The 13,777-nt window shown below is 62.9% G+C and carries 19 protein-coding genes and 1 pseudogene; 13 read left to right on the top strand and 7 right to left on the bottom strand.

Going from position 1 to position 13,777, the window contains the following annotated elements:
- Nucleotides 1-31: 31 nt before the first annotated feature.
- The 7 genes and pseudogenes from K5Q19_RS00005 to K5Q19_RS00035 form a co-directional block, all read right to left on the bottom strand.
- Nucleotides 32-241, bottom strand: a complete 210-nt coding sequence (locus K5Q19_RS00005; RefSeq protein WP_082739448.1) for an Rrf2 family transcriptional regulator — start codon at nucleotides 239-241, stop codon at nucleotides 32-34.
- Between the two features lie 47 nt (nucleotides 242-288).
- Nucleotides 289-510, bottom strand: a pseudogene (locus K5Q19_RS00010) (GreA/GreB family elongation factor); the annotation flags it as partial.
- Nucleotides 511-618: 108 nt separating this feature from the next.
- The gene (locus K5Q19_RS00015; RefSeq protein ID WP_066214086.1) at nucleotides 619-864 is read right to left on the bottom strand and encodes a hypothetical protein; all 246 of its coding nucleotides are present in this window, start codon (nucleotides 862-864) and stop codon (nucleotides 619-621) included.
- 24 nt (nucleotides 865-888) lie between these two features.
- On the bottom strand, nucleotides 889-1,548 hold the full coding sequence (locus tag K5Q19_RS00020) for a superoxide dismutase (RefSeq protein WP_066214081.1): 660 nt from the start codon (nucleotides 1,546-1,548) through the stop codon (nucleotides 889-891).
- Complete coding sequence (locus K5Q19_RS00025) at nucleotides 1,541-1,972, bottom strand: hypothetical protein (protein ID WP_156445400.1); 432 nt, start codon at nucleotides 1,970-1,972, stop codon at nucleotides 1,541-1,543. The genes K5Q19_RS00020 and K5Q19_RS00025 overlap by 8 nt, the downstream gene beginning before the upstream one ends.
- Nucleotides 1,972-2,646: a carbonic anhydrase gene (locus K5Q19_RS00030; RefSeq protein WP_066214078.1), complete on the bottom strand. Its 675-nt coding sequence runs from the start codon at nucleotides 2,644-2,646 to the stop codon at nucleotides 1,972-1,974. The genes K5Q19_RS00025 and K5Q19_RS00030 overlap by 1 nt, the downstream gene beginning before the upstream one ends.
- Complete coding sequence (locus K5Q19_RS00035) at nucleotides 2,643-3,284, bottom strand: peroxiredoxin (RefSeq protein ID WP_066214075.1); 642 nt, start codon at nucleotides 3,282-3,284, stop codon at nucleotides 2,643-2,645. Before K5Q19_RS00035 ends, K5Q19_RS00030 begins: the two co-directional genes overlap by 4 nt.
- A 248-nt stretch (nucleotides 3,285-3,532) precedes the next feature.
- Here K5Q19_RS00035 and K5Q19_RS00040 point away from each other — a divergent pair, with 248 nt between their 5' ends.
- The 13 genes from K5Q19_RS00040 to K5Q19_RS00100 all read left to right on the top strand — a co-directional run bounded on the left by K5Q19_RS00040 (nucleotide 3,533) and on the right by K5Q19_RS00100 (nucleotide 13,589).
- The gene (locus tag K5Q19_RS00040; protein WP_066214072.1) at nucleotides 3,533-4,381 is read left to right on the top strand and encodes a LysR family transcriptional regulator; all 849 of its coding nucleotides are present in this window, start codon (nucleotides 3,533-3,535) and stop codon (nucleotides 4,379-4,381) included.
- Nucleotides 4,378-4,857 carry a DUF6306 domain-containing protein gene (locus tag K5Q19_RS00045; RefSeq protein WP_066214069.1) on the top strand — a complete coding sequence of 160 codons (480 nt, stop codon included), beginning with the start codon at nucleotides 4,378-4,380 and terminating at the stop codon, nucleotides 4,855-4,857. Before K5Q19_RS00040 ends, K5Q19_RS00045 begins: the two co-directional genes overlap by 4 nt.
- A 144-nt stretch (nucleotides 4,858-5,001) precedes the next feature.
- Nucleotides 5,002-6,792, top strand: coding sequence for an assimilatory sulfite reductase (NADPH) flavoprotein subunit (locus K5Q19_RS00050; protein ID WP_066214066.1), 1,791 nt, complete (start codon nucleotides 5,002-5,004; stop codon nucleotides 6,790-6,792).
- A 10-nt stretch (nucleotides 6,793-6,802) separates the two neighbouring features.
- Nucleotides 6,803-8,515 (top strand): NADPH-dependent assimilatory sulfite reductase hemoprotein subunit, encoded by a 1,713-nt coding sequence (locus K5Q19_RS00055; RefSeq protein WP_066214061.1) that lies wholly within the window; start codon nucleotides 6,803-6,805, stop codon nucleotides 8,513-8,515.
- Nucleotides 8,508-9,677, top strand: coding sequence for a cystathionine gamma-synthase (metB, locus tag K5Q19_RS00060; protein ID WP_066214058.1), 1,170 nt, complete (start codon nucleotides 8,508-8,510; stop codon nucleotides 9,675-9,677). Before K5Q19_RS00055 ends, metB begins: the two co-directional genes overlap by 8 nt.
- A 37-nt stretch (nucleotides 9,678-9,714) precedes the next feature.
- Nucleotides 9,715-9,945 (top strand): hypothetical protein, encoded by a 231-nt coding sequence (locus tag K5Q19_RS00065; RefSeq protein ID WP_066214055.1) that lies wholly within the window; start codon nucleotides 9,715-9,717, stop codon nucleotides 9,943-9,945.
- Between the two features lie 14 nt (nucleotides 9,946-9,959).
- A complete protein-coding gene (locus K5Q19_RS00070) occupies nucleotides 9,960-10,256 on the top strand; it encodes a hypothetical protein (RefSeq protein ID WP_066214052.1) in 297 nt (98 codons plus the stop codon).
- The gene (locus K5Q19_RS00075) at nucleotides 10,256-10,630 is read left to right on the top strand and encodes a DUF488 family protein (protein ID WP_066214049.1); all 375 of its coding nucleotides are present in this window, start codon (nucleotides 10,256-10,258) and stop codon (nucleotides 10,628-10,630) included. Before K5Q19_RS00070 ends, K5Q19_RS00075 begins: the two co-directional genes overlap by 1 nt.
- Nucleotides 10,631-10,713: 83 nt before the next feature.
- Complete coding sequence (locus K5Q19_RS00080) at nucleotides 10,714-11,277, top strand: MarR family winged helix-turn-helix transcriptional regulator (protein WP_082739446.1); 564 nt, start codon at nucleotides 10,714-10,716, stop codon at nucleotides 11,275-11,277.
- Between the two features lie 77 nt (nucleotides 11,278-11,354).
- On the top strand, nucleotides 11,355-11,600 hold the full coding sequence (locus K5Q19_RS00085; RefSeq protein ID WP_066214044.1) for a thioredoxin family protein: 246 nt from the start codon (nucleotides 11,355-11,357) through the stop codon (nucleotides 11,598-11,600).
- 67 nt (nucleotides 11,601-11,667) lie between these two features.
- Nucleotides 11,668-12,204: a TlpA disulfide reductase family protein gene (locus tag K5Q19_RS00090; RefSeq protein ID WP_066214042.1), complete on the top strand. Its 537-nt coding sequence runs from the start codon at nucleotides 11,668-11,670 to the stop codon at nucleotides 12,202-12,204.
- 6 nt (nucleotides 12,205-12,210) lie between these two features.
- Nucleotides 12,211-12,915, top strand: a complete 705-nt coding sequence (locus K5Q19_RS00095) for a 2OG-Fe dioxygenase family protein (protein ID WP_066214036.1) — start codon at nucleotides 12,211-12,213, stop codon at nucleotides 12,913-12,915.
- A 26-nt stretch (nucleotides 12,916-12,941) separates the two neighbouring features.
- The gene (locus tag K5Q19_RS00100) at nucleotides 12,942-13,589 is read left to right on the top strand and encodes an MOSC domain-containing protein (protein WP_066214033.1); all 648 of its coding nucleotides are present in this window, start codon (nucleotides 12,942-12,944) and stop codon (nucleotides 13,587-13,589) included.
- Nucleotides 13,590-13,777 lie beyond the last annotated feature (188 nt).

Here is a 13,777-nt window from a genome sequence, read left to right on the forward strand (position 1 = left end):
CTTCGTCACTACGACGAAGCCCAAATCCTCCTTAATTCACAACCTCAAATCTGTGCCATTGGCGCTGACGCCGGACAGTTTCGACGTAGCCCGAGGACTGCAGACGCTGCGCCACCTTGGCCAGATGATTACGCGATATGCCATAGCTGCGCGCGATCTCATCGACAGACATTTGCCGGTCGGTCGACGCGAGCAGCATAAGGACCCGCAGGCCGTAGTCGGTTTGTAGACTGAGATGCATACCCTAAAATGGGGCAAGCGGGTCTGCGATGCAACCGCATGGTGACGTTAGGCCGCGCTGTCAGGCTGCGGGCTTTTTCTGTTCTGCAGTACCTTGACGATGGTCAGCTTTCGCTCGCGGCCATCCCGATCCGGCCATAGGATTGACTGCCCGGTGCGCAGTCCGATCACGCCTGCTCCGACCGGCGTGAGAATGGACACCCGCCCGGCGGAAATATCGGCATCACGCGGATAGACGAGTTCGACCGTCCGATCCGCGCCACTGGCCTGCATGAGAACGGAAATGCAACATGGCTGCGCGAGACTGCATGCTCGCAGGATGCAGCGCATCACGGCCGGAGTCATCTTACGACGATGGAGGTCTTCCGGTTACGGCGTTCAGCCAAACGCGTCGGCTATATCCGGCCGAGCTAGGTGCTGAGCTGGTTCGATGGCATCGGTTACCAGAATCGCGAACTTGGCGCCACGATAGCAAATGTCGGGTCTGTGCCAAGCATCGGCAACGGTGAAGCGCTCACCGGCCAGTTCGAGCTGTTCGCCGTGGGAGGGAAGTGCGGAGAAGTGAAAACTTCCCTTGCTAAGGGCCGACTGTCTATCTCGGCCGGAAAAAATATCAACCAGCATAATCTTGCTCCTTTCGGTGTCGCTTCATTGGATGGTCGAGGCAAATCGCCATTCGTCTTCCTGGCCCAGGGCTGCGGCGTATTGTCGCTCGGCGAAACGCCAATTGGCTAAGTTGTCCCACCAGGTAGCCAGCCATTTGGCGCGGTCCTGGCGATAGTCGATGTAATAGGCGTGTTCCCAGACATCGCATGTCAGCAGTGCAACAGTCCCGTCAGCTGTGATCGGCGTGGCCGCATCATGTGTCGACAGAACCTCGAGCGCACCGCTCCTGGCCACGAGCCAGACCCAGCCGGATCCGAAATGTCCGACGCCTTCGGAAATAAACTGCTCCCGCAGATTGTTCAGGCTGCCGAATCTGCCCAGACACGCTTGGGCAAGCTGGCCATCTGGTACCGAGCTTCGCGCCGACATGCTCTCCCAGAAGAAGGCGTGGTTCCACGTCTGGGCGGCGTTATTGAACAGGGCAGTCTGGTTTGACTCGCTCGCCCTTCGAAGCACACCTTCAAGGCTTACCCCAGCCAGATCCTGCCCGGCCAGGAGGCGGTTCAGGTTCTCGACGTATTTGGCGTGATGGCGCCCGTGATGAACTTTCAATGTCTCCTCACCGAGATGAGGCTCAAGGTCCTGCAGGCCGTAAGGCAGTGCGGGAAGTTCAAAAGCTGTATGGACGGTTTGGTCAGACATTGAATTGCTCCTGCGGTAAATCTTGATGTGGCGCTCGTGGTTCGTGTGCGATCACGCGGGCGCGCATCGCAGCCAGGCACAGAGCGATGGGAAATATGTCGTGCGTCCCGCGCGCCTCTCCGTCTGGTCCGCATACGACGACATCGTCGCAATCGTGTTCGATCCAGCAGCCAGCGGGCACCAGCGTCGCCGCAGCCTTCCAGATGCGGCTGTAGCGCAAGGCTCGAACCCGTTCGCCATTGCTACCTCTCCAGATGCCCGGCTCCAGTTCCTCCATCTCCGCCAGAGACGGAAAAGCAGCCGCGCAAATGGTTGCGTCCAGACCGCGCGAGGCGGCGGTGGCGAGCATGCATGCCTTGATGGCGCGCGACATCAGGGCCACTTCACGGCGATCAGGGTCGAGCTGTGGCAGACGCTCGGCCATCAGCCCGATCCTCTTTGGGAGGCCCTGTTCACCCCAAGTGCCGCGGAGTGTTCGACGGGGGCCTCGACCACTTCCAGCAGCCCATCGGCAATCGAATAGACCCAACCGTGGAGGTTGATCTTGGTACCGCTTGCCCAAGCCTTACGGATCATCGGGTTCTCCGCGAGAAGGTCGACTTGGGCCGATACATTCCGCCGACACAATTCGTCGGGCATGAGCGACTGCCCCCCGAGTTCGGCCTGGAGGCGAGCGTGCAGGGCGCCTAGTGGTTCGAGCCATCTGGAAATGGCGCCCGGTACTCCACCATTCATTGCGGCATGTACCCCGCCGCACCCGTAGTGGCCGACGACTATGACGTGCTCGACCTTGAGGACGTCGACCGCGAACTGCAGCGCGGCAAGGAAGTTCGGGTCATCTGGTTTGGTCAGATTGGCCACGTTGCGGTGCACGAACATTTCGCCCGGATCGAGATCGACGATTTCGGTCGCGGGAACACGGCTGTCGGAACAGCCAATCCAGAAATAGCGCGGCTTCTGCTGATCGACGAGACGCTGAAAGAAGCCGGGATCGATATCTGTCTTCCCCTCGGCCCATTTCGCGTTCCGCTCGAACAGCCTTGCCAGTTGGCCGTCCTCGGCGGAAGCGGGATGCTCCGGGGCGGACGCCGCGGTCATGGTCGACCCGCTTGGAGATCTACAATTCGCAGATAGGGCTTGAGCGTCCGGTATCCTTGGGGGAATTGCCGCGTGGCTTCGTCGTCGGAGAGCTTCGGCGAAATGACCACCGGCTCGCCGGGCGTCCAGTTGACCGGGGTGGCGATGCTGCGTGCGTCGGTCAACTGCAGGCTGTCGATCGCGCGCAGGATCTCCGCAAAATTGCGGCCGGTGCTGGGCGGATAGGTGAGAATCAGGCGCACTTTTTTCGCCGGATCAATCACGAACACGGAACGCACGGTAACTGCAGGATCGCAGTCGGGGTGGATCATGTCGTAAAGCGCGGCGACCCGGCCATCGGGATCAGCGATCATCGGAAAGTCGAGACGAGCGCCTTGGGTTTCCTCGATGTCTTTTTCCCATTTGTGGTGCGCCTCCACCGGGTCCACCGACAGACCGATCGGCTTGACGTTGCGCTTGTCCCATTCGGGTCGCAACTTTGCCACTTCGCCAAGCTCCGTCGTGCACACGGGCGTGAAGTTCTTCGGGTGACTGAAAAGCAGCCCCCAACTGGACCCCAGCCATTCATGGAAGCGGATAGGCCCATGGGTGCTGTTCTGTTCGAAATCGGGGGCAACCTGCCCGAGCTGGATGGTCATACAGGCTCCTGTCTAAATGATTGCGGAGATGTGGAACCGCTAAATGCAGCAAGCAAACGAATGATATTGTTGTTTGAAAGCAATAAATATGCTTGAATGACCGCTCTCCGATTCGAGGAGAAGCGCATCTAGTCCGGACTGCCTGTGCATCTCGCAGCCAAGCGCTCCACGGGCTTTTGCTTCTCGTCGCTGGCTAATACATCCAAGATGATGAGTTGTATGGCAATTCAAATAAGGAATATTGCGGTATGGACATCGGAATCGCGCGGACGTTCCTGGAAGTGGTCAAGACCGGAAGCTTCGTCCGCGCTGCGGAAAACCTGAACCTCACTCAAACTGCAGTCAGCGCCCGCATCCGCGTGCTGGAGGATCAACTCGACCGACCGGTGTTCATCCGCAACAAGGCCGGCGCTCGGTTGACACCGGCTGGCGAGCAGTTCCAGCGTTTCGCCACCACTCTCGTGCAGGTCTGGGCCCGGGCGCAGCGGGCGGTGGCCTTGCCTCCGGGGCGCGAAACGGTGGTCACCATCGGCGCGGAACTCAGTCTATGGAGCCCCCTGCTCAGGCACTGGTTGCTGTGGATGCGGCGCGAGTGTCCGGAGATTGCTGTCAGCACGCAGATCGACGCTTCGGAACGCCTGATGGAACAGGTTCAGGATGGATCGCTCGACGTTGCCGTGATCTATGCCGCGCCGAGCCGGCCCGGTGTGATTGCCGAACTCCTGTTCGAGGAAAAGCTGGTGCTGGCCCGGACAACGCCGACCAGCGCTCCGCTTGCGCCCGAGGATCACGTGCAGATCGACTGGGGCGAGGAATTTGCCGCCAGCTACCAGGCGGCCTTTCCCGACCTGCCCAACGCCGTGGTCTCGATCAGTTATGGTCCTCTGGCGCTCGAATACATCCTCGCGACCGGGGGGAGCGGTTATTTCCGCAAAGGCTTCATCCGTTCCTATCTGGAAGAGGGGCGACTGGCACTAGTGCCGGGTAGTCCGGAATTTTCCTATTCGGCCTATGTCGTCCATTCGACCAAGGCCGATGCGGGCGTGATGGATCGGATACGCGCGGGTCTGCGCGCAGCGGCGGAGATTGCGACATGACCAACCAGCCCTCCTCACCTCCCTGTGGCGCCGCCGAAGCGGACGACGTCTACATTGGCTATGCCGGTCGCAACGAATTGCTGTTGGTGCTCAACGAGTTGCTTGAAGCCGAACGTGCCGGGGCGAAGGTTGCACTCGCCAGCACCAAGGCGGTGGCGGACGACTATGCCGCCCTGATGCGGCAAGTCCGGGATGATGAAGCGCACTGGTGCGAAATGCTCGATCGGCAGATTCGCCGCCTTGGCGGAACGCCGTCCGCCGCGACCGGAGCGTTCCGCGAAAAAGCCCTCGCCATCGCCGATCCGCTGGAGCGTCTGGCGTTTCTCAATCGCGGACAGGGCTGGGTTGTGCGCAAGCTGGTAGAATTGCTGCCGAGGGTGCGCGACGATGCACTTCATGCCGATTTGAATGCGATGGTCGCCGGGCACCGGACGAACATCGATATCGCCAACGCCTTCCACAGCTCGGGCAGTTGAGTGCAATTTTTGCGTGTTGAATAACCAATAACATTCGTTTGTGTTATTTCATCAACTGCCGGACATGTTCTCCGACACGGCAACGACCCGACAGCGCCCCAATTCCGGCGATGCATCTGGAGGCCTTTTCGAGGAACGTAACAGATGGCGGCGAATGTTGTGCCGGGGTCAGCCTTGGCACCGTCACAATGGCAATTGGTGCAAGATCTGGGCAAGGGCCTCGTGCCCGCGCAGGCCCTGTGGCTCAGCGGATATTTTGCCGGGCTGGCTCAAGGCTTTCCTGCTGGCCAGCCTGCCGCAACGCCTGCGACAGGGGCGCGGCGCCTGACCATTCTCTATGGCAGCGAAACCGGCAACGCGGCCGAACTCGCCTGCGCACTGGAGACGACGGCCCGGGACAGAGGGATGGCCGCAACGGTGGCGGACATGGCCGATTACAAGATGCGGCAATTGGCGCAAGAAGAAGACCTGCTGATCGTGGTCAGCACCTATGGCGAAGGTGATCCGCCGCAACCGGCAACCGGCTTTTTCGAATTCGTTGAAGGGCGCAAGGCGCCCCGGCTGGAAAACCTGCGCTTTGCCGTCCTGGCTCTCGGCGATTCCACCTACGAATACTTCTGCGAAGCCGGCAAGCGGCTCGATCGCCGGCTCGAGGAACTCGGCGCCAAACGTCTGCTTGAGAGGGTCGATTGCGATATCGACTATGACGATGCAGCTGCGGCGTGGACGACAGCTGTCGTTGAACACCTCGCCAGTGAAGCGGCCGCCACGCCCGTATCGGTAGCTGCAGCGACAGGCGAAACCGTGCCGGCGACAGTCCACGACAAGCGCAATCCGTTTCCGGCCGCGATCATCGAGAACATCGCCATCGTTGGCCGGGGGTCGAGCAAGGAAACCCGCCATGTCGAATTCTCGCTGGCGGGATCGGGCCTGACCTATCAGCCGGGCGATGCGCTGGGAATCGCGGCCTCGAACGATCCAGGGGTGGTGGCGGACCTGCTCGATGCACTCGCGCTTTCGCCCGACGCCGCGTTTGAAATCAAAGGGCGGCAGGCCACCCTTGGCGAGGCGCTGACTCACCGCTTCGAGATCACGCTCACAACGCCCCGGTTCCTCGACTACTGGGCCATGTTGAGCGACAGTAGCGCCTTGAAGCAGTTGCGCGAAGAGGACCGTTCGGGCGAGCGCTCAGTCTTCCTGCGCACGCACCACATCGTCGATATCGTCCGCCGCTTTCCGGTGGCAGGGGTGATGCCGCAAAGCTTCGTTTCGGCGCTGCGCCCGTTGCAGCCCCGGCTCTATTCAATCGCATCGAGCCTGGCCGCCGCGCCGGACGAGGCGCACCTTACGGTCGCGCCGGTGCGCTATGCGCTGCACGGGGAGGCGCGCAGCGGGGTGGCATCCGGCCTGCTGGCGGACCGCGCCGCACCTGACGCGGTGCTGCCGGTCTATGTTCAGGCCAACCCCCATTTCCGTCTTCCGGACGGCGATGTGCCCATCGTGATGATCGGCGCGGGAACTGGCGTCGCGCCTTACCGCGCTTTCATGCAGGAGCGCGAGGCGCACGGCGCCGGCGGCAAGAACTGGCTGTTCTTTGGCGAGCGCAATTTTCGCACCGACTTCCTTTACCAAAGCGAATGGCAGGCGTGGCTGAAGGACGGAACGCTGGGCCGGATGGACGTCGCGTTTTCGCGCGACCGGAGTGACAAGGTCTACGTCCAGCATCGCATGAAGGAACAGGCGCGCGACCTGTTTGCCTGGCTGGAGGACGGTGCGCACGTCTATGTCTGCGGCGATGCTGCCCATCTTGCGCCAGATGTTCACGCGGCGCTGATCGACGTCGTGGCGTGTGAGGCGCACATCGGGCGCGAGGCGGCCGAAGATTATATCCGTTCGCTTCAGGCCGACCACCGCTACCAGCGCGATGTCTATTGAGGGGCCGAGCATGACCGAGACCATCGACCGCAGCCACGACATTTCGCAAGCGCTCGACCGGCTAAGCGCCGACGAGCGGATGAAGGATGCCAGCGACTACTTGCGCGGGACCATCGCCGAAGGCCTGCTCGACCGCATCACCGGGGCCGTCCCATCGGCGGATGACGTGAAGCTGATGAAGTTTCACGGCATCTACCAGCAGGACGACCGGGACTTGCGCGACGAGCGCCGCCGCCAGAAGCTGGAACCGGCCTACCAGTTCATGATCCGGGTGCGCCTGCCGGGCGGGGTCTGCACCCCGGCGCAGTGGCTGAAGCTGGACGAGCTGGCCCGCGCGCATGGCGGAGAGACGCTGCGCATCACTACCCGCCAGACATTCCAGTTCCACTGGGTGCTGAAGGACAGCTTGCGCCCGATTATCCAGGGCTTGCACGAAACCCTGCTCGACACGATCGCCGCTTGCGGCGACGACAGCCGCGGCGTGATGTCCACGGTCGATCCGCAGGCATCGCGCTTTCATGCTGAAGTAGCCGCCCTGGCCAAGCGGGTTAGCGATCATGTGATCCCGAAGACGCGGGCATATCACGAAATCTGGTACGGTGATGAACGCGTTGCCTCGTCCGCGCCGGAAGAGCTGTTCTATGGCCGGACCTACATGCCGCGAAAGTTCAAGATCGGCTTCGCTCTGCCGCCGTCGAACGACATCGACGTCTATGCGCAGGATCTGGGGTTCATCGCGATCGGCGGCGAAGGGGGGCTCGAAGGCTTCAACGTAGTAATCGGCGGGGGCATGGGACGGACCGACCAGGCACCCGAAACATATCCGCGTCTGGCGAGCCTGATCGGCTTTGTGCCTGAAGACCGCGTGATCGCCTGCGCCGACGCAGTGATGACCGTGCAGCGTGACTATGGCGACCGCAAGGACCGGCAGCGCGCCCGGTTCAAGTACACGATCGACGACAAGGGGCTGGACTGGGTCAAGGCCGAGATCGAGCGCGTGATGGGCGCATCCTTCGAAGAAGCGCGACGGTTCTCGTTCGCCTCGAACGGCGATACGTTTGGCTGGCAGGAAACCCCCGACGGCCGGTTCCACCGCACGATATTCGTCGAGAACGGCCGGCTCGATACGCGGCTGCTCGATGCCTTTCGTGATGTCGCCCGCATTCATCGAGGCACCTTCCGCATGACTCCCAACCAGAACGTCATCATCGCCGGGGTGTGGGCGGAGGATCGCGCGGCAATCGAAGCGCTGCTGGCCGAGCACTGGCCCGACGGGAGCGAGGCGTCCACGCTTCGGCGCAATGCCATTGCCTGTGTCGCCCTGCCGACTTGCGGGCTGGCCATGGCGGAGAGCGAGCGTTACCTTCCTTCGCTACTCGGCCGGATCGAGGCGATCCTTGCGGCACACGGACTGTCGGAAGAACCGATCACCATCCGCATGAGCGGTTGCCCTAACGGCTGTTCGCGCCCCTACATCGCCGAAATCGGGCTGACCGGGCGGGCTCCCGGCAAGTACAATCTCTATCTCGGCGGTGGATTTCACGGGGACCGGCTCAATCGGATGATCCGCGAGAACGTGGGCGAGGCGGTGATCCTCGAGGTGCTGGACGAAGTGCTGGGGCGCTATGCCCGCGAACGCGAACCGGGTGAACGGCTAGGCGATTTCACAATCCGCGCCGGTATTGTGCGCGAGGTCACAGAAGGACACCTGTTCAATGACTGACAACAACAGTCGACCGCGCCCTGAAACCATCGCCGCCGCGCATGGCGTGGCCAGCGATGCCGCGTTCGGAGCGGTATCTCCGCCGCTGTATTTTTCCACGACCTACGAATTTGCCGGATACGATCAGCCGCGCGCCTACGACTATGGTCGCGCTGGCAACCCCACGCGCGACCTTCTGGCCGATGCGATCGCCCGGCTGGAGGGCGGGGCAGGGGCGGTCATTACGTCCAGCGGAATGGCAGCGATCGACCTTCTCGTCAGCCGGCTTTCGGCGGGCAACGGAGTGCTGGCTCCGCACGATTGCTATGGCGGGACCATCCGTCTGCTCAAGGCCCGCGCCGAACGGGGACAGATCGCGCTACGGTTGGTCGACCAGGGAGATACCGATGCCGTTGCAGAGGCGCTGCGCGACCGGCCCGGGCTGGTGTTGGTCGAGACGCCCAGCAACCCGCTGATGCGGGTGGTTGATATCGCGGCGTTGGCGTCCGCTGCGCACGAGGTGGGTGCCAAGGTGGCCGTCGATAACACCTTCCTCTCCCCAGTAATCCAGCAGCCGCTGACGCAGGGTGCCGACTACGTCGTCCATTCCACAACCAAGTACCTCAACGGGCATTCCGACGTGATCGGCGGCGCGGTTGTCGCCGCCGACCCGGTTGAAGTGGAGGCGCTGCGCCACTGGGGCAACGTTGTCGGCAGCACCGGCGCGCCGTTCGATGCCTGGCTGACCTTGCGCGGCCTGCGCACGTTGTTTCCCCGCATGGAACGCCAGCAGATTAACGCGATGGCCGTCGCGCAGTATCTGGAGCATCACTCGGCGGTGTCGATCGTGCACTACCCTGGTTTGTCCTCTCATCCCGGCCATGCCATCGCCAGCCGCCAGCAGCGCGGCTTCGGCGCAATGCTGAGCTTCGAACTGGCGGGAGGGACTGAGGCGGTGAAGCGGTTCATCGCCGCCGTGGACTGTTTTACCCTCGCGGAATCGCTGGGCGGGGTGGAAAGCCTGGTGGTCCACCCGGCGACGATGACTCACGCCGACATGGGCGTCGAGGCCCGGGCGCTTGCCGGGATCAGCGACAGCCTTCTGCGCCTCTCGGTCGGCATCGAGGCGGAGCAGGATCTGATCGCCGGGCTGGAACGGGGGCTCGACGCATGCGCGGTTTGAGGAGTTGGGCAGCGGTAACGGACAGGGAGGCGTTGGCATGTCGGCTCATGTGGTGATCGTAGACCTCTTCGGGCTGGTGCTGGTGGCCCTGGGCTTTAGCATGGCTTTCCGGCAATCGTTCGTGAGGAGAATGCTCGGGTGGTCGCCGGCGCCGGGCAAGACCTGTGAGGCGGATCCGACAGCCTATGGCCTTCGCATCGCCGGGGTCATGGTCATGGTTTTCGGATTTGCACTGGGGATGATGGTGACCCTGTTCAATCTTGCCTGAAAGGAGAGCTTCACATGGCCTGTCGCAGCAGCGAACTTGCGGCGCTGATCCTGCCGGAAATTCGGCTGCATTACGACGCTAGCGTCGAATCGCTCAACGACCTGGTAACAAGTGCCATCCAGCATCACCGCGCGGACGGTATCGATGGCCCTGATCTGCTGGCGGCCGTCGTCATCGAAGTGCGCCGTCTGCTGGCCAGCGAGGCCATGTCCGATGCGATCGACGAGGCTTCGCTCGAATCGTTTCCGGCCAGTGATCCGCCGGCTTGGATCGGTCGCAGGCATGGCGGCTCGACCGGTGGCCGCGAGTGATGGGAAACCTGGCAATCAAGCGGGTCTACGCGCCGCCGGCGGAAAGCGACGGGAAGCGCATCCTGGTCGACCGGCTCTGGCCGCGCGGTCTCAGCCGCAGCGAGGCCGCAATCGACGACTGGATCAAGGAGATCGCCCCTTCGCCAGCGTTGCGCAAGTGGTTCGGCCACGATCCGGCGCGGTTTGCCGAATTCGGCAATCTGTATCTCGAGGAACTGGACGGGAACCCCGCCCCGGTGGTGCGGCTCTGCGGTACATTGCAGGATCAGGATGTCACGCTGGTCTATGCCGCACGGGACGAGCGCCACAACCATGTGCGGGTGCTGCGCGACTATCTTGCCCGGCGGGGATGCACAGTGAGGAAGGGCGTTTGATCGCTGGTCATGCCCGTGAGGGATTTCCAGGGTGGTGAAACTCCGACGTTGACGTCTTCGCTTAAAATATTAGGACTCCTACTATGAGTCGCGAACAGCTCTCCTACGGCCTTGGTCGCCTTGCCGCTCTCGCTCGCCAGCGGGATTGGGTTACGGGTGAAGCAGCCGGACTGACGCCCACCCAGGGCGATACCTTGCGCTTGCTGGCGGATCGTCCGGCAGGGCTTCGGCTTGGCGAACTGGCCGCCCACCTCAGTGTGCGGCCTTCCACCGCCAGTGACGTGGTCGCGGTGCTGGTCGCCAAGGAACTGGTCCGGCGCCTGCCTGATCCCGACAATGCCCGCGCCGTGCGCGTGGTGTTGACCGATGCAGGCCGCGCGATGCTGGGACAGATGCCCGATGGCTTCGATGCCGTCGTCGATATGTTGTCCGACGCGGATGCGGGCACGCTGCACGGCATCGTCATCAGCACTATCGTCCGCTTGCAGCAGGCCGGTCGGATCGCACCTCAGCGTCTGTGCGTGACTTGCCGCTATTTTGTGTCCGAAGCTGACGGGGCAGGCGGACATTTTTGCAGTTTGGTCAATCAGCCGCTCCAGCCCGCCGACCTCAGGGTGAACTGCCCGGAGCACGAAGCGACGGGCTGATGCTGACCATTCCCTCGGGGTGAGGGCACGCGTCGGGCGCAGCGTCTTTTGCGCCCTAGAATATTAGGAGTCCTATCATGAAGCCCAAGGCAACCTTCTATCACGCCGGATGCAGCGTGTGCGTATCGGTTGAACAGGCGCTGGGCCAGGCGCTCGATCCGGCGCGTTATGATGTCGAGATCGTGGATTTCAACACGGCCCCGGACCGGATTGCCGAGGCGGAAGCTGCCGGGGTTCAGTCGGTCCCAGCCTATGTGATCGACGGCCAGCCCTTCCACATCAACTTCGGTGCGTCGATGGCGGCAGTGAAGGGCGTGGGCTGATCGCACCTGACCAGACCGGGCGGGCTTTCGTGCTGACGGAGCCCGCCCCTTTGAAGAGACACGACTGATGCTCGATCAACTCGCCCCCGAATGGGTGACCAGCCAGTGGTTCAACAGCCCGCCGCTGACGCTTGCGGACTTGCGCGGCCGGATTGTCGTGCTGGGCACGTTCCAGATGCTGTGCCCGGGCTGCGTCGCGAATGGCCTGCCGCAATTGCAGCGGGTGGAACAGACTTTCGCCCGAGAGGATGTCGCGGTCGTCGCCCTGCACACGGTGTTCGAGCATCACGCGGCGATGATGCCGGTAGCGCTCGAAGCGTTCCTCCACGAATACCGGATCGGGTTTCCTGTCGGCTTCGATGCCCATGACGATCCGGCTGGGATGCCGATCACCATGCAGCGCTACAACTTGCGCGGCACGCCGTCGCTGGTCCTGATCGACCGGCAGGGACGCCTGCGGCACAGCAGTTTCGGGCACGAGCCGGATCTTGCGCTTGGCGCGCGGATCGCGATGCTGCTGGCCGAAGGCGCAGAGGTTGTGGCCAGCAGCGATGGGCAGCAGCCGTATGGCGAGACCTGCCGGGCAGGAGGCGATTGCAGCTGACAGGACATGGCGAATGAGGAACCCGGACGCATTGGCGCCATGATCGCCAGCCAGGGCTGGGCCGCGCTTTCAGGGAGGCAGGTGCGTGCGCTGACCGGGATCGTGCACGGGCCCGAATGGGATGCTTTCGGCAGAAGCTGGTCCGCGCTGGGTGATGATCGCTACATGGCAGATGGCGGGCGTTACCGGCGCAGGCGTCATGCCGTTCTGGCGCTGACCGATGGTGAAGTTCGCACCTTGCCGCCACGTCCGCATTACCAGAGCCGCGACTACAACTCGCTCAACGGCGGGATCGAGCGCTGGTTCGCGCAAGTGCAGCCCGAGGTGCTCGGCAGCGAAACCTTTCGTACCTTGCTTGCGTTGTGCCGCGACGTTTTTGCGCTGGCGGACGTACCTTGCGAGATCGAGGTTCATCAGTTCCGGATCGAGGCGGGAGAGACTCCCGGGTACCCCACGCCCGAAGGCATGCACCGGGACGGTGTCGATCGGGTCGGTGTATTCCTGATCGAGCGCTACAATGTGGAAGCCGGATCGACCCGTATCGCGATTGATGGCGAAAAGGATATGACCGAATTCACGCTCACCAATCCGCTGGATGCGGTGTTCATCGATGATCGGCGGGTGCGGCATGGGGTGACGCCGATTTCCAGCCTGCTCCCCGGGCGCGAGGCACACCGGGACGTGCTCGTGCTTACGTTCCGCTTCGTCTAAGCGGTGCCGGGAAAGGACAAGGCAGCATGGAAACAAGGATCAGGGGGGTGCTGTCGGGGCGAGTCGCGCCATTTGGCCCCATGGGCGAGCCGAGCGGTTATGCCAAAGCGATCCGCACCGACCGGGTGGAAGTCACCTTGCTTGGCCTCGAGGGGGACGAGCAGGCCGACCTTGTCCACCATGGCGGCGTGGACAAGGCGGTCCATCACTATGCCATCGATCATTACCCGGCATGGATCGCCGAACGGCCGGGACTGACGGCGGCCTTCAGCGAGCCGGGCGCATTCGGGGAAAACATATCGACGCTGGGGTGGCGCGAGGAAACTGTCTGTATCGGCGACCGCTTCCGTATGGGCACGGCTCTGGTCGAAATCAGTCAGGGTCGCCAGCCCTGCTGGAAACTGGGCCACCGTTTCGGCGATCCGGCGATGGTCGATCGCGTGGTCAAAACCGGACGCTGCGGTTGGTACTACCGGGTGATCGAGCCGGGAATGGTCGCTGCGGGCGACATCATCAGGTTGGTGGAACGCTGTCATCCTGACTGGACCGTCGCGCGGACCTTCCGCATCCTGATCGGCAAGGCGCCGACGCGGCGCGATGATATCGCTGAACTTGCCGGGCTGCCTCAGCTATCGGCGTCCTGGCGGGCGCGCTGCCATGCGATGCTCGGCTGATCGTGTGGTCATGCCTTGACCGGCAAAATCCACTGCTATTCGCGCAATCGTCAGAAATCGCAGCCTGCCGTCGAACCGCGCGGCGGATGTCCTTCTTCCAGGTGGATAGTGGCGGTGTAATAGCTTTGCATGTGCCCCAGTGGTGCGGTCTGCTGGTCGACGGTCAGGGTGAACGGCACTCCTTCCGG

Origin of the sequence: Novosphingobium sp. (genome assembly GCF_019748365.1) — a bacterium.
Taxonomy (GTDB): domain Bacteria; phylum Pseudomonadota; class Alphaproteobacteria; order Sphingomonadales; family Sphingomonadaceae; genus Novosphingobium.

Bases quoted from the DNA above. Each gene is read 5' to 3' on its own strand.
- K5Q19_RS00005 (WP_082739448.1), bottom strand. From the start codon at position 241: ATGCATCTCAGTCTACAAACCGACTACGGCCTGCGGGTCCTTATGCTG.
- K5Q19_RS00015 (WP_066214086.1), bottom strand. From the start codon at position 864: ATGCTGGTTGATATTTTTTCCGGCCGAGATAGACAGTCGGCCCTTAGC.
- K5Q19_RS00020 (WP_066214081.1), bottom strand. From the start codon at position 1,548: ATGTCTGACCAAACCGTCCATACAGCTTTTGAACTTCCCGCACTGCCT.
- K5Q19_RS00025 (WP_156445400.1), bottom strand. From the start codon at position 1,972: ATGGCCGAGCGTCTGCCACAGCTCGACCCTGATCGCCGTGAAGTGGCC.
- K5Q19_RS00030 (WP_066214078.1), bottom strand. From the start codon at position 2,646: ATGACCGCGGCGTCCGCCCCGGAGCATCCCGCTTCCGCCGAGGACGGC.
- K5Q19_RS00035 (WP_066214075.1), bottom strand. From the start codon at position 3,284: ATGACCATCCAGCTCGGGCAGGTTGCCCCCGATTTCGAACAGAACAGC.
- K5Q19_RS00040 (WP_066214072.1), top strand. From the start codon at position 3,533: ATGGACATCGGAATCGCGCGGACGTTCCTGGAAGTGGTCAAGACCGGA.
- K5Q19_RS00045 (WP_066214069.1), top strand. From the start codon at position 4,378: ATGACCAACCAGCCCTCCTCACCTCCCTGTGGCGCCGCCGAAGCGGAC.
- K5Q19_RS00050 (WP_066214066.1), top strand. From the start codon at position 5,002: ATGGCGGCGAATGTTGTGCCGGGGTCAGCCTTGGCACCGTCACAATGG.
- K5Q19_RS00055 (WP_066214061.1), top strand. From the start codon at position 6,803: ATGACCGAGACCATCGACCGCAGCCACGACATTTCGCAAGCGCTCGAC.
- metB (WP_066214058.1), top strand. From the start codon at position 8,508: ATGACTGACAACAACAGTCGACCGCGCCCTGAAACCATCGCCGCCGCG.
- K5Q19_RS00065 (WP_066214055.1), top strand. From the start codon at position 9,715: ATGTCGGCTCATGTGGTGATCGTAGACCTCTTCGGGCTGGTGCTGGTG.
- K5Q19_RS00070 (WP_066214052.1), top strand. From the start codon at position 9,960: ATGGCCTGTCGCAGCAGCGAACTTGCGGCGCTGATCCTGCCGGAAATT.
- K5Q19_RS00075 (WP_066214049.1), top strand. From the start codon at position 10,256: ATGGGAAACCTGGCAATCAAGCGGGTCTACGCGCCGCCGGCGGAAAGC.
- K5Q19_RS00080 (WP_082739446.1), top strand. From the start codon at position 10,714: ATGAGTCGCGAACAGCTCTCCTACGGCCTTGGTCGCCTTGCCGCTCTC.
- K5Q19_RS00085 (WP_066214044.1), top strand. From the start codon at position 11,355: ATGAAGCCCAAGGCAACCTTCTATCACGCCGGATGCAGCGTGTGCGTA.
- K5Q19_RS00090 (WP_066214042.1), top strand. From the start codon at position 11,668: ATGCTCGATCAACTCGCCCCCGAATGGGTGACCAGCCAGTGGTTCAAC.
- K5Q19_RS00095 (WP_066214036.1), top strand. From the start codon at position 12,211: ATGGCGAATGAGGAACCCGGACGCATTGGCGCCATGATCGCCAGCCAG.
- K5Q19_RS00100 (WP_066214033.1), top strand. From the start codon at position 12,942: ATGGAAACAAGGATCAGGGGGGTGCTGTCGGGGCGAGTCGCGCCATTT.